The following is a 20,203-nucleotide window of genomic DNA, read 5'->3' as shown; positions in this document are numbered from 1 at the left end:
GGGGCGAGCCGGTTTGCGTGGGGCCCCACGCAAACCTGCACGGTCGGCGAGGGTGGGGCGGGCGGCTCAGGTCGGCGGCAGCGGCTCGACCGTGGGTGACGTCGCTCCGTGCTCCTCGACGTGCCGGGGCTCGCCGACCTTCACCAGCACGACGCCCGCCAGGACGAGGAGGCCGCCGAGGAGCTGGGCCGTGGTCGGCAGCTCGTCGAGCAGCAGCCACGCGAACAGCACGGCCATGAGCACCTCCGAGAGGGCGACGAACGACGCCACGCGCGACCCGAGCCGACGTCCCGCCGCGATGCCCGTGACGTAGGCCAGCGCCGCGGTCACGACGCCGAGCAGGCCGACGAGCAGCCACCAGGGGAGCGCGACGTCGCCCAGCGTCGCGTCGGCGGTCGACGCGGTCATCGGCAGCACGCCGACCAGCCCACCGAGACCGAGGGCGGCGCTGCCGATGAGCAGCCCGCCGCCGGCGAGCGCGACGGGCGGCAGCCCGACCCGGTCGTCGGCCGACAGCAGGAAGTAGGTCGCGGCACCGATGGTGGCGCCGAGGGCCCACAGCACCCCGACCCCGTCGAGCGAGACACCCGACAGCAGGCCGAGCACGAGCGCGAGACCCGCCATCGCGACGACGGCGCCGGCGACGGTGAGCCGTCCGGGGCGCTCCCCGCGGGCCACCCACAGGAACACCACGACGGCGACGGGCGCCATGTACTCGATGAGCAGCGCCACGCCGACCTGCAACGTCTGCACGGCGTAGAAGTAGCAGAGCTGCGCGCCGGCGACGGCGAGCAGGCCGTAGAGCAGCACCATCGGCGTGGCGCGGCGCACCAGGCCCCAGCGGCCGCGCATCGCGAGGGCGGCCGGGAGGGCCACGACGGCCGCGGCCACGCCCATGCGGACCCCTGCGGCCGCACCGGCGCTCCAGCCCGACTCCAGCAGCCCGCGCGCCAGGGACCCGGAGAGCCCGAAGGCGGAGGCCGACACCAGGGCGAACGCGAGGCCCGACGCGGTGCGCCCGCTCCCGGCGTTCGGGGAACGTCGCGGCGTCGCCGAGGCACTCGTCAGCGACGTTGCGTCAGGAGCGTTCCCAGTCATGGGTCATGACGATAGGGCTCGGTGTCATAAGGTGTCAACATGGTCTTCGCTCATGACACCGAGGCCAACCTGCTGGCCGCCGTCGAGCTGGCGAACTCGGCCGAGCAGCCCGACACGCTCACCTCCGTGGCGGAGCTCGACGGCTACTACGAACGGCACGGCTACACCGGCCGGCACGACCGCGACCGCGCGGAGCTCGAGGAGGTCCGCGCGCTGCGCGCCACCCTGCGTCGACTGATGACGGCCGAGCTCGACGAGGCCGTCGCCGTCGTCAACGACCTGCTCGCCGCGTTCCCCGCGCAGCCGCGGCTCGTGAACCACGGTCCGTTGGGCTGGCACCTGCACGTGGTCGACGACGACCGGCCGCTGCACGAGCGGATCGCCCTCGAGACCGCCGTCGCGTTCAGCGAGGTGGTCACCGCGGGCGAGCTGTCCCGCTTCGCGACCTGCGCCGACGACGGCTGCGACGGCATCGTCCTCGACCTCTCCCGCAACCGCTCCCGCCGCTTCTGCAGCACCACCTGTGGCAACCGCCACGCCGCGGCGGAGTACCGCGCACGCCAGCGCGAGCAGGAGCAGGCGTGACGCTCGACCGCAAGCGCACCCTTCCCCAGTACCGCGCGCGGCGAGGGGTCTTCGACGTGCTCGAGGTGCCCCTGATGACGTACCTGGCGGTCGACGGCCAGGGCGACCCCAACACGTCGGCCTCCTACGCCGAGGCGCTCGCCGTGCTCTACCCGGTCGCCTACGCCCTGCGCTTCGCCGGCAAGGAGCGCGGGCACGACGAGACGGTCATGCCGCTCGAGGCGCTCTGGTGGTCCGACGACATGGCCGCCTTCACGAGCGCGCGCGACAAGAGCCGCTGGAGCTGGACCGCCCTGGTCCTCGCGCCCACCTGGGTCGACGACGCCGCGTTCGCCGACGCCGTCGCGACCGTCGCGCGCAGGAAGCCGGGGCTCACCGGCCTCGCCCGCGTCGACCTGCGGGTGCTGCACGAGGGTCTGTGCATCCAGACGCTGCACGTCGGCCCCTACGACGACGAGGGCCCGGTGCTGGCGCGGATGCACGACGTCGAGATCCCGTCGGCCGGGCTGCGCCTGACCGGCCGCCACCACGAGGTCTACCTCGGAGACCCCCGGCGGACCGCACCCGAGCGCCTGCGCACGATCCTGCGGCAGCCGGTGGAGCGGTCCGACGACGGGTAGCCCGACCAACAGGCGCGGCGCGGTCCGCGCTGCGACGATGAGGATCGTGACCCGCCGCCCCAAGCCCGCGCCGGCGCCCCCGCTCTCCACCCCAGCGAGCACCTTCTGGGTGCTCCTCGGGCTCGAGACCGTCCTGCGCTGGATCGCCCGGGCCACGGGCGACCAGGTCGACCTGACGATCTGGTCCGTCGGCGACGACACCAGTGCACTCGCGTGGGCGCGGCTTGCCCTCCAGGCTGCCGTCGTCGTCGCGATCGTGTGGTGGGTCGTCCACACGGTCCGGACCCGGCGCGCCCGGCGCCGGTCCAGCCCCTAGGTCGACGAGGCGCGTCGGCCGGGGATGTTGCGGTCCTTCAGCTCCCGCGCGGCGTACTGGCCGATCTGGCGGGTCGACCAGCCGTCGGACCCGCCCGCGACGGCACCGCCGATGAGCGGCACGCGCCGCGCGACCAGGGTGACGGCGCGGCGGCCCACCGTGCGGGTGACCAGCTCGGCGGTGACCTCGTGGGAGATGATCCGGTCGAGCTCGGGGGAGTGCACCGGCGACGTGGCGAGCGTCATCGGCGGCGACGGCAGCTTGCCCGACTTCAGCAGGTCCTTCACCGCGTCCTCGCCGAGCATGCAGACGAGGATCGCGTTGCGCACCCGTGGGTCGGTGAGGTCGTAGCCGCGCAGCGCGGCCACGCCCGCGACCATGTGCGCCTGCACCAGCGTGACGCCGACGACGTTCGCCGGCACCGACACGGCCACCGCCGCGATGCCGCCCAGGTTCGTCACGAACCCCTGCGCCCCCGCCAGCGCGGTGTGGCGACGCACGAGACGCGTGATCGCCGCCTCGACGTCGCCGTCGGTGTCGACCAGGTGGGCGTCGGCGGCCTTGCGCGCCGACGGGAGCGGTCCGACGCCGTCGATCGCGCGGTCCAGCACCTGGCGGACGAACCCGCCGGCCACCTGCGGAGCGAACTTGTTCGTCGCCGCCACTGCGGCCCTGCCTCGAAGTCCAGCCATGCCCACAATCCTAGGGACGCGGTCGAGGTCCGCCCCCCGAACAGCCGCGGGCCCTACGCTCGGCGCATGGACCAGGCGTTCAGCCGGCACGTCACGTCGCCGGGCTGGCTCGAGGAGGCGCACGCCTGGATCCATGTCCGCGCCGAGGAGGCCGGGCACGCGCTCGCCGGCCCGATCGAGCAACGTCGGGTGCGGCCGTGGTCGACCCAGCTGGTGGTGCCCACCGACCGCGGGCGCCTCTGGTTCAAGGCGAACTGCCGGTCGATGGCGTTCGAGCCGGCGTTGCACGCCCTGCTGGCCGACGTCGCGCCCGACCAGGTGGCCGCGCCGCTCGCGGTCGACCCCACCCGGGGGTGGATGCTCACCGCCGACCGCGGCGTGACACTGGGCGACTCCCGCGAGCCGACCCTCGCCGACTGGCGCGGCGTCATGATCGCGACCGCCCGCCTGCAACGGCGTCTCGTCGACCGTCGCGACGCCGTGCTCGCCACCGGCGTCCCCGACTGCTCGCCCGAGACCGTCCCAGCCCGTTTCGACGCCCTGCTCGACCGCCTCGCGTCGCTGCCGACCGAGCACCCCTCGGCGCTCGACCACGCCGGCGCCACCGCGCTGGCCGGACGTCGGGACCAGCTCCTCGAGGCGGTCGCGCGCCTCGCGTCGTCGAGCGTCCCGGTCACGGTGCAGCATGGTGACGTGCACCCGTGGAACGCCTTCGCCGACCTGCGCGTGTTCGACTTCGGCGACATGCAGTGGGCGCACGCGCTCGAGGTCCTGAGCGTGCCCTACGGCTGGATCACGACGCGGAGCGAGCTGGCCTGGGACGACGTGCTCGCCACCTACTCCGAGATGTGGTCCGACGTCGCCGACCCGCGCGACCTGGCCGAGCTGCGCGCCGCCACGGCCTTCACCCAGCCCGTCAACCGTGCCCTGACCTGGTGGGACTCCCTCGAGGGTGCCACCGACGAGGAGTGGCGCGAGTGGGGCGACATGCCCGCGCACCACCTGGGCCGCGTGCTGGAGGCCTGACGTGCCCGCCGTCCCGCTGCCCCCGTCCCCGTGGGAGTTCCGCCCCGACATGTGGCCACGGTCCGACTGCGTCGCGGCCGGCGCCGACCTCGAGCCGTCGACGGTGGTCGAGGCCTACCGGCACGGTGCCTTCCCGATGCCGGACGAGGGCGACCTGCTGTGGTGGTCGCCGGTCGAGCGCGGTGTGCTGGAGCCGTCGGCGCTGCGGGTCTCGCGGTCGTTGCGCCAGGCCGTGCGCCGGCTGACGGTCACCATCGACACCGCGTTCGCCGAGGTGGTCGACGCGTGCGCCGACCCCAGCCGGCCCGGCGCCTGGATCGACCGCGGCATCCGCGACGCGTACGTGCGCCTGCACGAGCTGGGCTGGGCGCACTCCGTCGAGACCCGCGACGCCGACGGGACCCTCGTCGGCGGCCTGTACGGGCTCTCGGTCGGACGCCTGTTCGCGGGGGAGTCGATGTTCCACCACGCACGCGACGCGTCGAAGGTGGCCCTGGTGGCGCTGGTCGACGCCGTCGGGCCCGAGGGGCTCGTCGACGTGCAGTGGGCGACCCCGCACCTGGAGTCGCTGGGGGTCGTGCGGTGGCCCCGGGAGAGGTACCTGGCGGCCCTGCACGGACTCATCGACGCTCCCGGCCCCGACTGGGACGCCCTCCGAGGCCCGATATCACGGGCAGAAGGCACGCCGTAGGGGCCGGGGTGCACCGGAATGTCGGGGTTTCCTGCCTAGACTGCTGAGCGCACAACATCCGAACTCTCTAGGAGTCCCCGTGGCTATCTCCCGCAGCGACCTCGTCTCGGCCCTCGCCGAGAAGGCCGACACCACCAAGTCCACCGCCGACGACGTCCTCAGCGCGCTGGCCGACGTCCTCATCGACGCCGTCAGCAAGGGCGAGAAGGTCGCCATCCCCGGCATCCTCTCGGTCGAGCGCGTCTCGCGCGCCGCTCGCACGGGTCGCAACCCCGCGACCGGTGAGACCATCGACATCCCCGCCGGCTACGGCGTCAAGGTGAGCGCCGGCTCGAAGCTCAAGGCTGCCGCCAAGTAAGCTAGGCCCCTCAGCCACGGAGAGGCCCCCCGGACCACACGGTCCAGGGGGCCTTTCCGCGTCCGGGGACGGTCAGCTCACGGTGGGACGGCCGGCGGCCTCCCACGCGTCCATGCCACCTGCGAGGTTGACGACGTCGTGCCCCTGCTGCCCGAGCCACGCCGTGGCCCGCGCCGAGCGACCCCCGAGGTGGCAGACGACGAGCGTGCGCGCCTGCGGGTCGAGCTCGCCGACGCGCGTCGGGAGGTCGCCGAGCGGCACGTGCACGGCGCCCGGGACGTGCCCCGCGTCCCACTCGTGGGGCTCGCGGACGTCGAGCACGACGAGGTCGTCGGGCAGCGGGTCGGGCAGGTCGGCGACGGTCGTCGTGGGCACGTCCACGGGGGGCTCCTGGAAGGTCTGACGCCCGTGGAGACCAGGTCGCGCGCGGCGTCCGCGGCGGGAGGTGGGCCACACGGGCTGGATTATCGGCTGCTGACTGGTTACTTTGGACTATATGCACCCGGGCGGAGAACAGGTCGACGGCAACGCCGCAGCGACCACCCGTCCGTCCGCGACCGTGCGTCTGCCGTTCGAGCCCTCGACGCCGAGCATCGCCCGCACCAAGCTCGCCGGGTTCCTCACCGTGCACCGTGCGTCCTCGACCGTCATCGACGACGCCCTCATCGTGCTGAGCGAGATGGTCGCCAACGCCGTCGCGCACGGCCAGCCGTCCGACGACGGCACGATGGAGCTGGCGTGGACGATCGACCCCGACCGGCAGCTGCTCGAGATCAGCGTCCACGACGACGGCCAGGGCGGCTCGCTCAAGCCGATCGACTTCGACGAGGACTCGCTCAGCGGCCGCGGGCTGTCGATCATCAACCGCGTCGCCGACCGCTGGTGGGTCGACATGTCGGCCGGCACCCGCGTCGGTGCCGAGCTGCCGCTCGCCCGCTGACCACCCTGCGCCAGCTGATGACCCTGGGCCAGCTGGTGACCCTGGGCCCGCCGCCCCCTCTCGGTCCTGAGCGACCCTGCGGCCTGCCGCCGTCCGCGCCTCTGGCTAGGGTGCGACCCATGGGAAAGAAGTCACGCCGCACCAAGGCGCCGAAGCCGGCCCGCATGCCCTTCGTCGCCCGCACGTTCGAGGGTCTGCCGCACGAGGGTGACTGGATCGCGCTGCGCGAGTTCGTGCCGTCCGCGACCGCCACGGTCACGCTCACCGACGGCGAGCAGGTGCGCGTGTGCTCGCTGCTGCCCGGTGGCGGTGCCGGCATCCGTCGCCCCGACGGGGAGATCTGGCTCGGCCTGCAGGTGCTGCACAACTACGGCGACGTGAGTCGCGACCTCGCCGGCGCCATCGAGGCCGCCCGCGAGACCGAGCCCGGCAACCCGGTGCGGCTGACCGACCCGGGCGTGGGCGACCGGCTGCAGCAGATCGTGGACCCCGCGTCGTCGTTCGACGTCGAGGTGCACGACGGCTTCGACTTCTGGGTCGAGGGCACCGACGCCGAGGGCTCCGACGCGCTGGCCGCCGCCAACGAGTCGATCGCCCCCACCGAGCGCCTGACGTCGGTCGAGGCGGCCTACTGGGTGCGCATGGGCGAGAAGCGCTACCTGCGCTGGGTGGTCACGCAGAGCGAGTCCACGGTGCTCGACGGCTTCGCCCGCCTCGCGGCGGCCGGCGAGGAGACCCTCGGTGACGGCACGAAGCTCATCGGCATGTTCCGCGCGCACGGCCTGCTCGTGCCGGTGTGGGAGATGGACCCGGCCGTCGTCGACGACGGCGCGGCCGCCCTGGAGGAGCCCGTCGCGGCCCTCGCGCAGCGGCTGGAGGGTGCGATCGCCGACGACGCGCCCCTCACCCAGGAGCAGCGCAACGCCCGCGCCAACCTCACGAGCCGTCAGCTCACCATCCGCTGACCCCAGCCCGACGACCCGCTCACCCTTGGGGTGGGGCCCCGCCCCAAGGGTGACTCCCCACCGCAGCGCTGGGGTGGGACGCATCCCCTGAGGTGGGGAGACGCGTGACGCCGCATCGTGGGACCCTGACGTCATGAGCGAGCTGGACGCGGTCCGACGGGCCGGCATCGAGGTCACGGGCATCGAGATCGTCGACGAGGCGGAGCGCACCGCGAAGCCGTCCGACCTGTTCTGGCCGTGGTTCGCCGCGAACGTGTCGGTCTTCGGCATCTCCTACGGCAGCTTCGTGCTCGGCTTCGGGCTCTCGCTGACGCAGGCGGTGCTGGTGACCGTCCTCGGCGTCGTGGTGTCGTTCGCGGCCTGCGGACTCGTCGCGATCGCCGGCAAGCGCGGATCGGCACCGACGATGATCCTCAGCCGCGCGCCGTTCGGCGTCGTCGGCCAGAAGCTGCCCGGCGTCTTCAGCTGGCTGATCTCCATCGGCTGGGAGACGTTCCTGGCCATCACCGCGACCCTGGCCACCGCGACCGTCCTGCGCGAGCTCGGCTGGGGCGGCGGCACGGCCACGAAGGTCGTCGCCTGTGCCGTGATCGCGGCCCTGATCGTCGCTGCGTCGGTCGCGGGCTACCACGTGATCATGCGGATGCAGTCGGTGCTGACGTGGCTCACCGGCGCTGCCACCGTCGGCTACATCCTGCTCACGTTCGACCAGATCGACCTCGACCGCGTGACGTCGCTGCCTGGCGGCTCCGGGCAGGCCATGGTCGGGGCGTTCGTCATGGTCATGACCGGGTTCGGGTTCGGCTGGATCAACATCGCCGCGGACTGGTCGCGGTACCAGCGGCGCGACACGTCGGGCGCGCAGATCGTCGCGTGGAACACCCTGGCCGGCGCGCTCGCACCCGTCGTGCTCGTGGTCTACGGCATCCTGCTCGCGGGCTCGTCGGACACGCTCAGCGCGGGGATCGTGAACGACCCCGTCGGCACGCTCGCGTCGGTCCTGCCCACCTGGTTCCTCGTGCCGTTCCTCGTCGCGTCCGTGCTGGCGCTCGTGTCGGGCGCCGTGCTCGGCATCTACTCCTCCGGGCTCACGCTCCTCAGCCTGGGCGTGCGCATCCCGCGCCCGGCGGCCGCGCTCGTCGACGGCGTCATCCTGACGGCCGGGACGGTGTACGTCGTGTTCGTCGCGCAGACGTTCCTCGGGCCGTTCCAGAGCTTCCTCATCACGCTGGGCGTCCCGGTGGCCGCGTGGACCGGCATCATGATCGGCGACATCGCCCTGCGACGTCGCGACTACGACGAGGCGGCGCTGTTCGACGCCTCGGGACGCTACGGCGCCGTCGCGTGGACGTCGGTGGTGACGATGGTCGTCGCGTCCGTCGTGGGCTGGGGCCTCGTCGTCAACCAGATCTCCGGGACCGCGTGGAACGACTGGCAGGGCTACCTGATCGAGCCGTTCGGGCTCGGCACCCGGCTGCCCGACGGCGCCGGCTGGGACGGAGCCTGGCCGTACGCGAACCTCGGCGTGCTGGCCGCCTTCGCGATCGGGCTGGTCGTCACGCTCGTCGCGCGACGGTCGGCCGTGCGTCGCCAGGAGGCCGGTGCCGCGTGAGGGTCGGGGCATGACCCGGACCTGGCTGGTCGTCGTCGACCCGCAGCGGGTCTTCGCCGACGCCGGCTCTCCCTGGGGATCGCCGATGTTCGCGGCGACCCTCGAGCCGGTGCGCGCGCTGGCGGCGACGCTGCCGACGATCGTCACGCGCTGGGTGCCCGCGCCCGACGCCGAGCGGGTCGGGTCGTGGCGCGCGTACTTCGACGCGTGGCCGTTCGCCGACCGACCGGCCGACGACCCGATGTTCGACGTCGTCCCCGAGCTGGCCGACGTCGCGGCGGCGTCGACGGTGGTCGACGCGCCGACGTTCGGCAAGTGGGACGTCGTGCGGACGGTGACGGGCGAGGCGCCCGACCTCGTCGTCGCTGGCGTCTCGACCGACTGCTGCGTCCTGTCGACCGTGCTCGCCGCCGCCGACGCGGCAGCGACCGTGCGCGTGGCCGTCGACGCGTGCGCCGGCTCGACGCCTGCGAACCACCGTCGCGCCCTCGACGCCATGGCCCTCTACGCGCCCCAGGTCACCCTCGCCTGACCCGCCGGTTGACGTGGGGCCCCACGTAAACCGGCTCCGCCCCACGCAAACATGCGCCGGAAGTGCGCGTTTGGGTGGGGCCCCACGTAAACGCGCACGGGCGGCGAGGGGGAGGGGGAGGGCGGGTCAGTCGCGGAGGACGGGGCAGGACATGCAGCGGGGGCCGCCGCGGCCGGAGCCGAGCTCGGAGCCGCTGATGGCCACGACCTCGATGCCGTGCTCCTCCAGGCGGGCGTTGGTCTGCTCGTTGCGCTCGTAGGCGACGGCGAGGCGGGCGTCGATGGCGAGGGTGTTGTTGCCGTCGTCCCACTGCTCGCGCTCGGCGGTCACCGGGTCGAGACCGGTGTCGATGCGGTGCAGGCGCTCGATGCCCATCGCGTCGGCCGCGGCGTCGAAGAACGACCGCTCCGGCGCCACCGACAGCGAGCCGTCCGCGTCGAGCGTGACCGCCAGCGCCCGCAGCTCGTCGGCCATGTTCGGGTAGATGACGACGGTGTCGACGTCGACCATCGTGACGATCGTGTCGAGGTGCATCGTGGCGCGTTCCTGGGCGATGGGCACCGCCAGCACCGACTCGGCAAGACCGGCACGCAGCGCGGTGGCCGCGAACCGCTCGAAGCCGGCGGGAGTCGTCCGCTCCCCGACGCCCACCGCGACGACACCGGGCGCGAGCAGCAGCACGTCGCCGCCCTCGAGGTGCTCCAGGTGCGGACCGTGGACGCGCTCGACGCCCGCGAAGCGCGGGTGGTGGGCGTACACGAGGCCGGTCAGCTGCGTCTCGCGGACGCGCGCCGGCATCGCCAGGCTCGTGACGGCCACCCGGTCGGGCAGCCAGACGGAGGAGTCACGCGTGAAGAGCAGGTTGGGCAGCGGGTCGACGAGGAAGTCGTCGGGACGCAGGAGGCTCGTGACGATGCTGCGGTGCGCGACCTCGTCGTTGCGCAGGCCCGCCGTCACGACCGCGGCGAGGTCCGCGGGTGCGAGGTCGGACAGCGCGGCCACCAGGTAGCGACGCAGGCTGTCGCCGAGGTGCAGCGTCGACGTCGTGCTCTCGACGATCTCGGCCCGGGCGTCGGCCTGCTCCAGCGTCTCGGTGAGCAGCTCGACGAGGTACAGCACCTCGACGTCGTGGTCGCGCAGCGCCTGCGCGAACGCGTCGTGCTCGTCCTGGGCGCGCCCCAGCCAGGGGATGCCGTCGAAGAGCAGCGAGTCGTTGTTGCGCGGCGTCAGCCGCGCGAGCTCCTGGCCCGGCCGGTGCAGCAGCACCGTCCGCAGGCGGCCGACCTCGCTCGAGGCACCCCACGTCGTCATGGGGCTCACCCTAGATGGCGTCGGGCTCCAGCCAGAGCACCCCGGCCGGGGGCAGCTGGACGAGGGCCGACGCCGCGAACCCGTGGTGCGGGATCCCCTCGGCCTCGACCAATCCCAGGTTGCCGACGCCCGAGCCGCCGTACGCCTGCGCGTCGGTGTTCAGCACCTCGCGCCACCGGCCCAGGGCCGGCAGTCCGACCCGGTAGTCGTGGTGCGGTGCGCCGGAGAAGTTCGCCAGGCACGCCAGCTGCGACCCGTCGGTGCCGATCCGCAGGAAGCACACGACGTTGCCCGCGACGTCGGACGCGTCGATCCAGCGGAACCCGTCGGGGGTGGTGTCAGCGGTGTGGAGCGCCGGGGTCGAGCGGTACGTCTGGTTCAGGTCGGCGACCAGCTCGAGGACGCCCGCGTGCAACGGGTCGCGCAGCTCGTCCCAGTCGAGCCCGCGGGACTCCGCCCACTCGCCCTCCTGCCCGAACTCGCCACCCATGAACAGCATCTGCTTGCCGGGATGGGCCCACATGAACGCCAGCAGCGCGCGCACGCCCGCCGCCTTGTTCCAGGCGTCGCCCGGCATCCGGCCCCACAGCGAGCCCTTGCCGTGCACGACCTCGTCGTGCGACAGCGGCAGCACGAAGTTCTCGGTCCAGGCGTAGTCGATCGCGAAAGTCATCTCCCCGTGGTGGTACGAGCGGTGCACGGGGTCGTGGCCCAGGTAGGAGAGCGTGTCGTGCATCCAGCCCATGTTCCACTTGAAGCCGAAGCCGAGGCCGCCCGCGTCGGTGGGGGCGCTGACCCCGGGCCAGGCCGTCGACTCCTCGGCCACCATCATCACGCCGGGGTGGTGCTTGTAGACCGTGGCGTTCAGCTCCTGCAGCAGCTGGACGGCCTCGAGGTTCTCGCGGCCGCCGTGCTTGTTGGGCACCCACTCGCCGTCGTTGCGCGAGTAGTCGAGGTAGAGCATCGAGGCGACGGCGTCGACGCGCAGACCGTCGAGGTGGAACTCCTCGAGCCAGAACAGCGCGTTGGCGACGAGGAAGTTGCGCACCTCCGGACGGCCGAAGTCGAACACGTAGGTGCCCCAGTCGGGCTGCTCGCCGCGGCGCGGGTCGGGGTGCTCGTAGAGCGCGGTGCCGTCGAAGCGGGCGAGTGCCCACTCGTCCTTCGGGAAGTGCGCGGGCACCCAGTCGACGATGACGCCGAGGCCGCGCTGGTGCAGCTCGTCGACGAACCAGCGGAAGTCGTCGGGGGAGCCGAACCGCGACGTCGGCGCGTAGTACGACGTGACCTGGTAGCCCCACGAGCCGCCGAAGGGGTGCTCGGCGACGGGCAGCAGCTCGACGTGGGTGAAGCCCATCTCGAGGAGGTAGTCGCCCAGCTCCTCGGCGAGCTCGCGGTACGTCAGCCCGGGACGCCACGACCCGAGGTGCACCTCGTAGATGCTCACCGGCGCCTCGGTCCACCGGGTGGCGTCACGCTGCTCGACCCAGGCGTCGTCGCGCCAGCGGTGCGTCGGCTCGACGACGACCGACGCCGTGGCGGGCGGCACCTCGGTGCCGAAGGCGAGCGGGTCGATCTTCTCGTGCCAGGCGCCGTCGGCGCCCTCGACCCGGAACTTGTACCGCGCGCCCGCGCCGACGCCGGGGACGAAGAGGTCCCAGACGCCCGGTCCGCCGAGCGGTCGCATCGCGTGCGCACCGCCGTCCCAGCCGTTGAAGTCGCCGACGACCTGCACGCTGCGGGCGTTCGGGGCCCAGAGCGCGAACGACGTGCCCTCGACGGGCCCGTCGGTGCCGTCGTGGGTGCGGACGTGGGCGCCCAGCACGTCCCAGAGCCGCTCGTGGCGACCCTCGCCGATGAGGTGCAGGTCGAGCTCGCCGACCGCGACGGGCCAGCCGTCCGCCGGCTCGCCGCTGGTCGATTCGCTGGGGGTGGGGGTGTCCTCGGACGTCATGTCAGGCCTCCTCGGTGAGGATGCGGGCGATGGAGCCGAGCGGCACGTCGGTCCAGTCGGGCCGGTTCGCGTGCTCGTAGCCCACCTCGTAGACCGCCTTGTCGAGCTCGAGCCCGCGCAGCAGCACGGCCTCGTCGCGCGGGTCGTGCCCGGCGGCCTTGGCGTAGCCGTCGCAGAACGCCGTCCGGTTGTGGACGGCCCACGCGTCGGCGCGCTCGCGGCGGACCTCGTCGTGGGGCTGGCCCACGAGCAGCTGGTGGGCGGCGTAGTCGAAGGAGCGCAGCATGCCGGCGACGTCGCGCAGCGGCGACCGCAGTGCGGAGCGCTCCGCGAGGCTGGCCGCGGGCTCCCCCTCGAAGTCGAGGACGAGCCAGCCGGAGACGGTGCGCAGCACCTGGCCCAGGTGCAGGTCGCCGTGGACGGGCTGCAGCGGGAGCGTCAGCTCGACGTCGACCACGGCGTGGAAGGCGTCGCGGATCCCGTCGGTGTGCTCGCGCAGGGCGGGCACGGCCGCGGCCACGCGGTCGAGCCGGCGCTCCATCGCCTCGACGGTGCGGGCGAGGTCGTCGCCGCCCGCCCTCTCGGTGCCGAGCGCGCGGGCGAGGTCGGTGTGGACGTCGGCCACGGCGCGACCGAGCCGGTACGCCTCGCCGGCGAAGTCGCCCCCGAGGTCGCCGGGCGGCAGCCCCGCGTCGTCGGCCATGTAGTCGCGGACGCTCGTGGTGGCCATGACCCAACCGTCGGCGGCGTCGGGCAGGAAGCGCTGCAGCATCGCGAAGGTGACCTCGTCGTCGCCGAGCGTGCCGCTGATCGCGCCGAGCGGCTCGGCGACGTGCGACGACCCGACCTCGCGCAGCGCGCGGTGCAGCACGAGGTCCTTGTTGGTGCCGGGCGTGAGCCGGCGGAAGAGCTTGAGGATGTACTGCCCGCCGTACACCAGCGACGTGTTGCTCTGCTCCGACGTGATCGGGTGGGCGCGCAGGCCGGTCACCAGCTCGGCACCCGGCTCCGGCTCGAACCGCAGGTCGCCGACGACGTCGCCCGCGGCCACGTGGTCGAGCAGCACCCCGGTGAGGTCGGCGTCGCCGCTGGCCTCGTACCAGACGGGACCGTCCTCGACGCCGATCGCGGCCGTCGCCGGGACGTCCGGCAGGCCGTCGCTGCGCCGGCCCAGCAGGAGCTGGTAGGGCTCGGTGCGGTCGTCCTGCCCGACCTCGACGACGAGGTGCACGAGGGCGGGGTCGCCGTCCTCGACGACCGTCCAGTCCAGGGGGCGCACGGAGGTCACCGCACGGTCCTTGCCGCCGAACCACCGCTGGGAGGGCAGCCACCCGGGCAGGGCGGCCGCGACCTGGTCGACGTCGTGCTGGGTCACGGGCTGGCTCACAGCATGCTCCTTCGTTCGCCCTCGTCGCCGAGCTCGACCAGCTGGAACCAGTAGAAGCCGTGACCCGGGAGGGTCAGCAGGTAGGGCAGCTCCCCGACGCGCGGGAAGCGCACGCTGCCGGTCAGCTCGACGGGGGTGCACCCCTCGTGCTCGCCGAGCTCGAGCTCGACGGGCTGGGGGAAGCGGGACAGGTTGTTGACGCACAGCACGACGTCGCGCTCGCCGTCCGGACGGGTCCAGACGCGCTGGTAGGCCAGGACGCTCGGGTTCGAGCCGCCCAGGTCGACGAAGTCGCCCTCGGCGAAGGCCAGGTGCTGCTTGCGGACCTCGATCATGCGCCGCGTCCACGACAGCAGCGACGCCGAGTTCCCCATCTGCGCCTCGACGTTGACCGCCTCGTAGCCGTACGTCGGGTCCATGATCGGCGGCAGGTAGACACGACCGGGGTCGGAGCGCGAGAAGCCGGCGTTGCGGTCCGGCGACCACTGCATCGGCGTGCGCACCGCGTCGCGGTCGCCCAGCCAGATGTTGTCGCCCATGCCGATCTCGTCGCCGTAGTAGAGCACCGGGGAGCCCGGCAGGCTCAGCAGGAGCGCGGTGAACAGCTCGAGCTGGTTGCGGTCGTTCTCGAGCAGGGGCGCGAGCCGGCGGCGGATGCCGATGTTGGCCTTCATCCGCGGGTCGCGGGCGTACTCGCGGTACATGTAGTCGCGCTCGTCGTCAGTGACCATCTCGAGGGTCAGCTCGTCGTGGTTGCGCAGGAAGATGCCCCACTGCGTGCCCGCCGGGATGGGCGGCGTCTGCGCCAGGATCTCCGAGATCGGGAAGCGCGACTCGCGGCGCACCGCCATGAAGATGCGCGGCATGAGCGGGAAGTGGAAGGCCATGTGGCACTCGTCGCCGCCGACCTCGGGGTCGCCGAAGTACTCCACCACGTCCGACGGCCACTGGTTCGCCTCGGCGAGCAGCACCCGGCCGGGGTACTCGCGGTCGATCGTCGCGCGCACCTCCTTGAGGTACTCGTGGGTGCGCGGCAGGTTCTCGCTGCTCGTGCCCTCCTCCTCGAACAGGTAGGGCACGGCGTCGAGCCGGAAGCCGTCGATGCCGAGGTCGAGCCAGAAGCGCAGCACGTCGAGCATCGCCTCGCGCACGGCCGGGTTCTCGAAGTTCAGGTCGGGCTGGTGGCTGAAGAAGCGGTGCCAGAAGAACTGCCCGCGCACCGGGTCGTACGTCCAGTTCGACGTCTCGGTGTCGACGAAGATGATGCGCGCGTCGCTGTACTCGGTGCCGGTCTCGCTCCACACGTAGAAGTCGCCGTACGGCCCGTCGGGGTCCTGGCGCGACGCCTGGAACCAGGGGTGGGCGTCGGACGTGTGGTTGAGCACGAGGTCGGTGATCACGCGGATGCCGCGTCGGTGCGCCTCCTCCAGCAGGTGGACGAAGTCCTCGACGGTGCCGAACTCGGGCAGGACGGCGCGGAAGTCGCTGATGTCGTAGCCGCCGTCGCGCAGCGGCGACGCGTAGAACGGGGGCAGCCACAGGCAGTCGACACCGAGCCACTGGATGTAGTCGAGCTTGTCGGCGAGGCCGCGCAGGTCGCCCGTGCCGTCGCCGTTGGAGTCGTTGAACGCGCGGACCAGCACCTCGTAGAAGACGGCGCGCTTGAACCACTCCGGGTCCGAGGGCGCCTGCTCGGCGTGGTCGAAGTCGTCGGCGCTCGGCTCGGAGAGCGTCCCGTCGGCGGCGACCTCGTCGCCGGTGTGCGGGGTCTGCTCGAGCCCGTCGAGCGCAGCGTCGGGTGCTGTCGCCTCGGGTGGTGCGTCGGCCATCTGGTCTCCTCCTGGGAGGGGGCGCGGGGTCATCGGGGGGTCACGTGCAGGATGTGCGCGGGCGCGCGGGCGGGGTCGAGACGCACGTACGTGGCCGGACCCCAGGGGAAGGTCTCGCCGGTCACCTCGTCGTGCGCGACGAGCTCGGTGTCGGGCGACAGGCCGAGCACGTCGAGGTCGAGGAAGACCGTGCCCTCGCGGGCCTCGTGCGGGTCGAGCGAGAGGACCACGACGACGAGGTCGCCGGTCTCGGGGTCCCGCTTCGACCAGGCGAGCAGCGCGTCGTGGTCGACGTGGTGGAAGTGCAGGGTGCGCATCTGCTGCAGCGCGGGGTGGGCGCGGCGGATCTCGTTCAGACGGGTGATCCACGGCTCCAGCGAGCGCCCCTCGGCCAGAGCTGCTGCGTAGTCGCGCGGACGCAGCTCGAACTTCTCCGAGTGCAGGTACTCCTCGGCGCCCGGGCGGAGGGCCTCGGCCTCGAACAGCTCGTACCCGGAGTAGACGCCCCACGTGGGGGCGAGCGTGGCCGCGAGCGCCGCGCGCAGCGCGAACATGCCGGGGCCACCCACCTGCAGGTGCTCGGGGAGGATGTCGGGCGTGTTGACGAAGAGGTTGCCGCGACCCTCGTCCCAGTGGTCGCGCAGGTCCTCGCCGAACTCGACGATCTCCTCCTTCGTGGTGCGCCACGTGAAGTAGGTGTAGCTCTGCGTGAAGCCCAGGCGGGCGAGCCCCCAGAGCCGCGCGGGACGCGTGAACGCCTCGGACAGGAACAGCACGTCGGGGTGGCGCTCCTTGACCTCGGCGATGAGCCACGCCCAGAAGCTCGGCGGCTTCGTGTGCGGGTTGTCGACGCGGAAGATGCGCACGCCGCGCTCGACCCAGTGCAGCGTCACGCGCAGCACCTCGGCGTAGATGCCGTCGGGGTCGAGGTCGAAGTTCAGGGGGTAGATGTCCTGGTACTTCTTCGGCGGGTTCTCGGCGTAGGCGATGGTGCCGTCGGGCAGCGTCGTGAAGAAGTCGGGGTGCTCGCGCACCCAGGGGTGGTCGGGCGCGGCCTGGAGGGCGAGGTCGAGGGCGACCTCGAGCCCGAGCTCCTCGGCCCGTGCTACGAAGGCGGCGAAGTCGGCCTCGTCGCCGAGCTCGGGGTGGATCGCGTCGTGACCGCCCTCGGCGGCGCCGATGGCCCAGGGCGAGCCGACGTCGTGGGGGCCGGGGGTGAGGGTGTTGTTCGGTCCCTTGCGGTTCTCGCGCCCGATCGGGTGGATGGGGGGCAGGTAGACGACGTCGAACTGCATGGCCGCCACCCGGTCGAGCGCGTCGGCGGCCGTGCGCAGCGTGCCGTGCACCGGGCGTCCGTCGGCGTCGACACCGCCCGTGGACCGGGGGAAGAGCTCGTACCAGGAGCCGAACGCGGCGCGCCGCCGGTCGACCCACACACGACGGACGGGGCCGCGGGTGAGGAGCTGGCGCACGGGGTGGTCGTGCATCACCGTGCGGACTGCTGCGTCGAGCGCGGGGCCGACGCGGGCACCGAGGGGCAGGGTGTCGTCGCGCAGCGCAGCGGCGGCACCGGTGAGCGTGCCGGCCTCGGCGCGCCGGTCGCGTCGGGCGGCGACCTCGTCGATCAGGCTGGCGGCGATCTCGAGGTCGTTGGCCAGCTCGGCGGGGGTCTGGCCCGCCGCCAGCTTCGCCTCGAGGGCGTGCACCGCGGTGGCCCACGGGTCGCTCCACGCGTCGACGCGGAAGGTCCACAGCCCGGGGGCGTCGGGGACGATCGTGGCGGCGAAGAGGTCGAGGCCGGTGCCCTGCTCGTGCATCCGGACGGTGCGGTCGCGCCGCTCCCCGGGACCGCGCCAGGCGACCGTGGCCGCCACGGCGTCGTGGCCCTCGCGCCAGACCGTGGCCCGCACGGGGACGTGCTCGCCCACGACCGCCTTCGACGGGTAGGTCCCGTCGCCGGACAAGGGTCGGACGTCGTCGATGCCGATCCGGTCCGTCATGCGGTGCACTCCCGTCGCTCGGGTCCGACGACTGGTCCGCCGTCGTCTCGAACGTACCCAGGATCGAGGGGTTGCGCGATCCGCCGAGGCGTCAATCCTGGCGCGGTGCCTTCAGCAGCAGGAGCGATCGGCCCTGCACCGTCACGCGCCCGCCGGCCGGGAGCGGGTCGGTCGTGGCAGGCGACCCGTCCGGCGACGTCGTGTCGAGGGTCGGCTCGAACGTCTCCCCGAACTCCGGGCCGGGCAGGACGACGTCGAGCGGGTCCGCCCCGGCGTGCAGGAGGAGCAGCCAGGAGTGGTCGGTGAGCAGCTCGCCCTCACGGGTGCGGGACTGGCTGTGGGAGCCGTCGATCCACATGCCGAGGGTGCGCCGCTCCGGGTCGAGCCAGTCGGGCTCGGTCATCTCCTGGCCGTCCGGCCGCAGCCAGATCAGGTCGGGGCGTCCGGTGGGCGTGGTGCGGCCGTCGAAGAACTCCGCCTGGCGCAGGGCCGGGCTGTTGGCGCGCAGGTGCACGACGCGCCGCGCGAAGGCGAGCATCGCGTCGCTCTCGGGCGTCGAGGTCCAGTCGACCCACGAGGTCGCGTCGTCGAGGCAGTAGGCGTTGTTGTTGCCGCCCTGGGTGCGCCAGCGCTCGTCGCCGGCGACGAACATCGGCGTGCCGGTCGACAGCAGCAGCGTGGCCAGCAGGTTGCGCGCCTGACGCGCCCGTAGCGCCACGACCTCGGCGTCGTCGGTCTCGCCCTCCACACCGTGGTTCCAGGAGCGGTTGTCGTCGGTCCCGTCGCGGTTGTCCTCGCCGTTGGCCTCGTTGTGCTTGTGGTCGTAGGAGACGAGGTCGCGCAGGGTGAACCCGTCGTGGGCGGTGACGAAGTTGATCGACTGCCAGGGTCGACGCAGCGTGTGGTCGTACAGGTCGGAGGAGCCCGACAGCCGGTACGCGAGCTGGTCGACCCCGCCCGACGCGCCGCGCCAGAAGTCGCGCACCGTGTCGCGGTACATGCCGTTCCACTCGGCCCACTGGGCCCCGAACGCGCCGACACGGTAGCCCTCGCCGGTCGCGTCCCACGGCTCGGCGACGAGCTTGCAGCGGGCGAGCACCGGGTCGGTCGTGATGGCGGTCAGCAGGGTGCTGTCACGGTCGAACGCGCCGCCGCGCGGGCGGCCCATCGTCGAGGCGAGGTCGAAGCGGAACCCGTCGACGCCGAGCTCGGTGGTCCAGTAGCGCAGCGAGTCGGTCACGAGCCGGACCACCGCGGGCGACCCGGCCTCCAGCGTGTTGCCGCAGCCCGTGATGTCGGCCATGTGCCCGTCGTCGTCGTGCAGGTAGTACGCCGGGGCCTCGAGCCCGCGGAGGCTGAGCGTCGGGCCGTCCGGGCCGCCCTCGCAGGTGTGGTTGTAGACGACGTCGACCAGCACCTCGATGCCCGCGGCGTGCAGCGCGGCGACCATCGTCCGGAACTCCTCGACCTCGCGTCCGGGCTCGCTCGCGTACCCGGGGTGCGGCGCGAAGTAGCCGAGCGGGGAGTAGCCCCAGTAGTTGTGCCGACCGGCGGCCACGAGCGACGGCTCGTCGGTGAAGGCCTGCACGGGCAGCAGCTCGACGGTGGTGACGCCGAGCCGCAGCAGGTGCTCGACCACGGCGGGGTGGGCGAGGCCGAGGTAGGTGCCGCGCAGCTGCTCCGGGACGTCGGGGTGCTGCTGCGTGAAGCCCTTGACGTGCAGCTCGAGGACGACGGTCTCCTCGAACGGCACCTCGGGCTTCGTGCCGGTGTCGGGTCCGCCGGGGCTGGTGACGACGGCGAGCGGCACGTGGCCCAGGGAGTCGACGGTCGACATCTCGACCCCCTCGGGGTCGTCGGCCCACCCGCGGGCGGCCTCCATGTCGGTGAGCGCGCCGGTGACGCGGCGGGCGTACGGGTCGAGGAGGATCTTGTGCGGGTTGCACCGCAGGCCGGTCTTCGGCTCGTACGGCCCGTGCACGCGGTACCCGTACGTCTGCCCGGGCAGCACGCCCTGCACGAGGCCGTGCCACACCCCGAAGGTGCGCTCGGTCAGCTCGATCCGTCGCTCGCTGCCGTCGTCGTCGACCAGGCACAGCTCGACCCGCTCGGCCACGCTGCTGGCGACGGCGAAGCGGACACCGCCCGCCTCCGGGTGGGCCCCCAGCGGGAACGGGCGGCCGGCGAGCACGGGCAGGTCCTGGGGGCTCGACGTCATGCGCCCCAGTCTCTCAGGCGCCGGGTCCGGCGCAGGCTGGTTCGCTCGAGGTATCGAGGTTCGCCGTGT

At 73.0% G+C, this 20,203-nt stretch carries 19 protein-coding genes; 10 read left to right on the top strand and 9 right to left on the bottom strand.

The genetic code is table 11. The features are described 5' to 3' along the window. Nucleotides 1-66: 66 nt before the first annotated feature. Nucleotides 67-1,068 carry a DMT family transporter gene (locus NH339_RS00390; protein ID WP_256474776.1) on the bottom strand — a complete coding sequence of 334 codons (1,002 nt, stop codon included), beginning with the start codon at nt 1,066-1,068 and terminating at the stop codon, nt 67-69. A 69-nt stretch (nt 1,069-1,137) separates the two neighbouring features. Here NH339_RS00390 and NH339_RS00385 point away from each other — a divergent pair, with 69 nt between their 5' ends. The 3 genes from NH339_RS00385 to NH339_RS00375 are packed head-to-tail and all read left to right on the top strand — an operon-like array spanning nt 1,138 to nt 2,619. Beyond that, the gene (locus tag NH339_RS00385; protein WP_253021405.1) at nt 1,138-1,683 is read left to right on the top strand and encodes a CGNR zinc finger domain-containing protein; all 546 of its coding nucleotides are present in this window, start codon (nt 1,138-1,140) and stop codon (nt 1,681-1,683) included. Further along, nucleotides 1,680-2,303 carry a GyrI-like domain-containing protein gene (locus NH339_RS00380; protein ID WP_253021404.1) on the top strand — a complete coding sequence of 208 codons (624 nt, stop codon included), beginning with the start codon at nt 1,680-1,682 and terminating at the stop codon, nt 2,301-2,303. The genes NH339_RS00385 and NH339_RS00380 overlap by 4 nt, the downstream gene beginning before the upstream one ends. A gap of 46 nt (nt 2,304-2,349) precedes the next feature. Beyond that, nucleotides 2,350-2,619, top strand: a complete 270-nt coding sequence (locus tag NH339_RS00375; protein WP_253021403.1) for a hypothetical protein — start codon at nt 2,350-2,352, stop codon at nt 2,617-2,619. On the opposite strand, the gene NH339_RS00370 is transcribed toward NH339_RS00375, so the two are convergent. Further along, nucleotides 2,616-3,311 carry an EcsC family protein gene (locus NH339_RS00370; RefSeq protein ID WP_253021402.1) on the bottom strand — a complete coding sequence of 232 codons (696 nt, stop codon included), beginning with the start codon at nt 3,309-3,311 and terminating at the stop codon, nt 2,616-2,618. The two genes, NH339_RS00375 and NH339_RS00370, sit on opposite strands and share 4 nt — an antisense overlap. A 66-nt stretch (nt 3,312-3,377) precedes the next feature. Between NH339_RS00370 and NH339_RS00365 the strand changes: the two genes are divergently transcribed. From NH339_RS00365 to NH339_RS00355, 3 genes are all read left to right on the top strand, one after another. Beyond that, nucleotides 3,378-4,337 (top strand): phosphotransferase, encoded by a 960-nt coding sequence (locus NH339_RS00365; RefSeq protein WP_253021401.1) that lies wholly within the window; start codon nt 3,378-3,380, stop codon nt 4,335-4,337. A 49-nt stretch (nt 4,338-4,386) separates the two neighbouring features. Further along, complete coding sequence (aat, locus tag NH339_RS00360; protein ID WP_256474774.1) at nt 4,387-5,028, top strand: leucyl/phenylalanyl-tRNA--protein transferase; 642 nt, start codon at nt 4,387-4,389, stop codon at nt 5,026-5,028. An 85-nt stretch (nt 5,029-5,113) separates the two neighbouring features. Then, complete coding sequence (locus NH339_RS00355; RefSeq protein ID WP_202967795.1) at nt 5,114-5,386, top strand: HU family DNA-binding protein; 273 nt, start codon at nt 5,114-5,116, stop codon at nt 5,384-5,386. 72 nt (nt 5,387-5,458) lie between these two features. Here the strand turns inward: NH339_RS00355 and NH339_RS00350 are convergent, their stop codons facing one another. Next, nucleotides 5,459-5,767 (bottom strand): rhodanese-like domain-containing protein, encoded by a 309-nt coding sequence (locus NH339_RS00350; RefSeq protein WP_253021399.1) that lies wholly within the window; start codon nt 5,765-5,767, stop codon nt 5,459-5,461. A gap of 115 nt (nt 5,768-5,882) precedes the next feature. Here NH339_RS00350 and NH339_RS00345 point away from each other — a divergent pair, with 115 nt between their 5' ends. The 4 genes from NH339_RS00345 (at nt 5,883) to NH339_RS00330 (ending at nt 9,435) form a co-directional block, all read left to right on the top strand. Continuing rightward, entirely contained in the window at nt 5,883-6,326 is a 444-nt protein-coding gene (locus NH339_RS00345) for an ATP-binding protein (RefSeq protein ID WP_253021398.1), read from the top strand. Between the two features lie 119 nt (nt 6,327-6,445). After that, complete coding sequence (locus NH339_RS00340) at nt 6,446-7,291, top strand: DUF5926 family protein (protein ID WP_253021397.1); 846 nt, start codon at nt 6,446-6,448, stop codon at nt 7,289-7,291. Nucleotides 7,292-7,424: 133 nt separating this feature from the next. Further along, complete coding sequence (locus NH339_RS00335) at nt 7,425-8,903, top strand: cytosine permease (protein ID WP_253021396.1); 1,479 nt, start codon at nt 7,425-7,427, stop codon at nt 8,901-8,903. Nucleotides 8,904-8,913: 10 nt separating this feature from the next. Next, the gene (locus NH339_RS00330; protein WP_253021395.1) at nt 8,914-9,435 is read left to right on the top strand and encodes a cysteine hydrolase family protein; all 522 of its coding nucleotides are present in this window, start codon (nt 8,914-8,916) and stop codon (nt 9,433-9,435) included. A 126-nt stretch (nt 9,436-9,561) separates the two neighbouring features. Here the strand turns inward: NH339_RS00330 and NH339_RS00325 are convergent, their stop codons facing one another. From NH339_RS00325 to glgX, 6 genes are all read right to left on the bottom strand, one after another. Then, on the bottom strand, nt 9,562-10,746 hold the full coding sequence (locus tag NH339_RS00325) for an arginine deiminase (RefSeq protein WP_253021394.1): 1,185 nt from the start codon (nt 10,744-10,746) through the stop codon (nt 9,562-9,564). Nucleotides 10,747-10,756: 10 nt separating this feature from the next. Further along, a complete protein-coding gene (glgB, locus tag NH339_RS00320) occupies nt 10,757-12,700 on the bottom strand; it encodes a 1,4-alpha-glucan branching protein GlgB (RefSeq protein ID WP_253021393.1) in 1,944 nt (647 codons plus the stop codon). 1 nt (nt 12,701) lies between these two features. Further along, nucleotides 12,702-14,087 (bottom strand): aminoglycoside phosphotransferase, encoded by a 1,386-nt coding sequence (locus tag NH339_RS00315; protein ID WP_253021392.1) that lies wholly within the window; start codon nt 14,085-14,087, stop codon nt 12,702-12,704. Beyond that, nucleotides 14,084-15,916, bottom strand: a complete 1,833-nt coding sequence (gene treS / locus NH339_RS00310) for a maltose alpha-D-glucosyltransferase (RefSeq protein WP_253021391.1) — start codon at nt 15,914-15,916, stop codon at nt 14,084-14,086. Before treS ends, NH339_RS00315 begins: the two co-directional genes overlap by 4 nt. 29 nt (nt 15,917-15,945) lie before the next feature. After that, nucleotides 15,946-17,916 (bottom strand): maltotransferase domain-containing protein, encoded by a 1,971-nt coding sequence (locus tag NH339_RS00305; protein ID WP_253021390.1) that lies wholly within the window; start codon nt 17,914-17,916, stop codon nt 15,946-15,948. A gap of 91 nt (nt 17,917-18,007) precedes the next feature. After that, entirely contained in the window at nt 18,008-20,134 is a 2,127-nt protein-coding gene (gene glgX, locus NH339_RS00300; RefSeq protein WP_253021389.1) for a glycogen debranching protein GlgX, read from the bottom strand. Nucleotides 20,135-20,203: the final 69 nt, after the last annotated feature.

This window comes from Aeromicrobium sp. CnD17-E, from assembly GCF_024124745.1.
Lineage (GTDB): Bacteria > Actinomycetota > Actinomycetes > Propionibacteriales > Nocardioidaceae > Aeromicrobium.
This window is presented reverse-complemented; position numbering and strand designations above follow the sequence as displayed.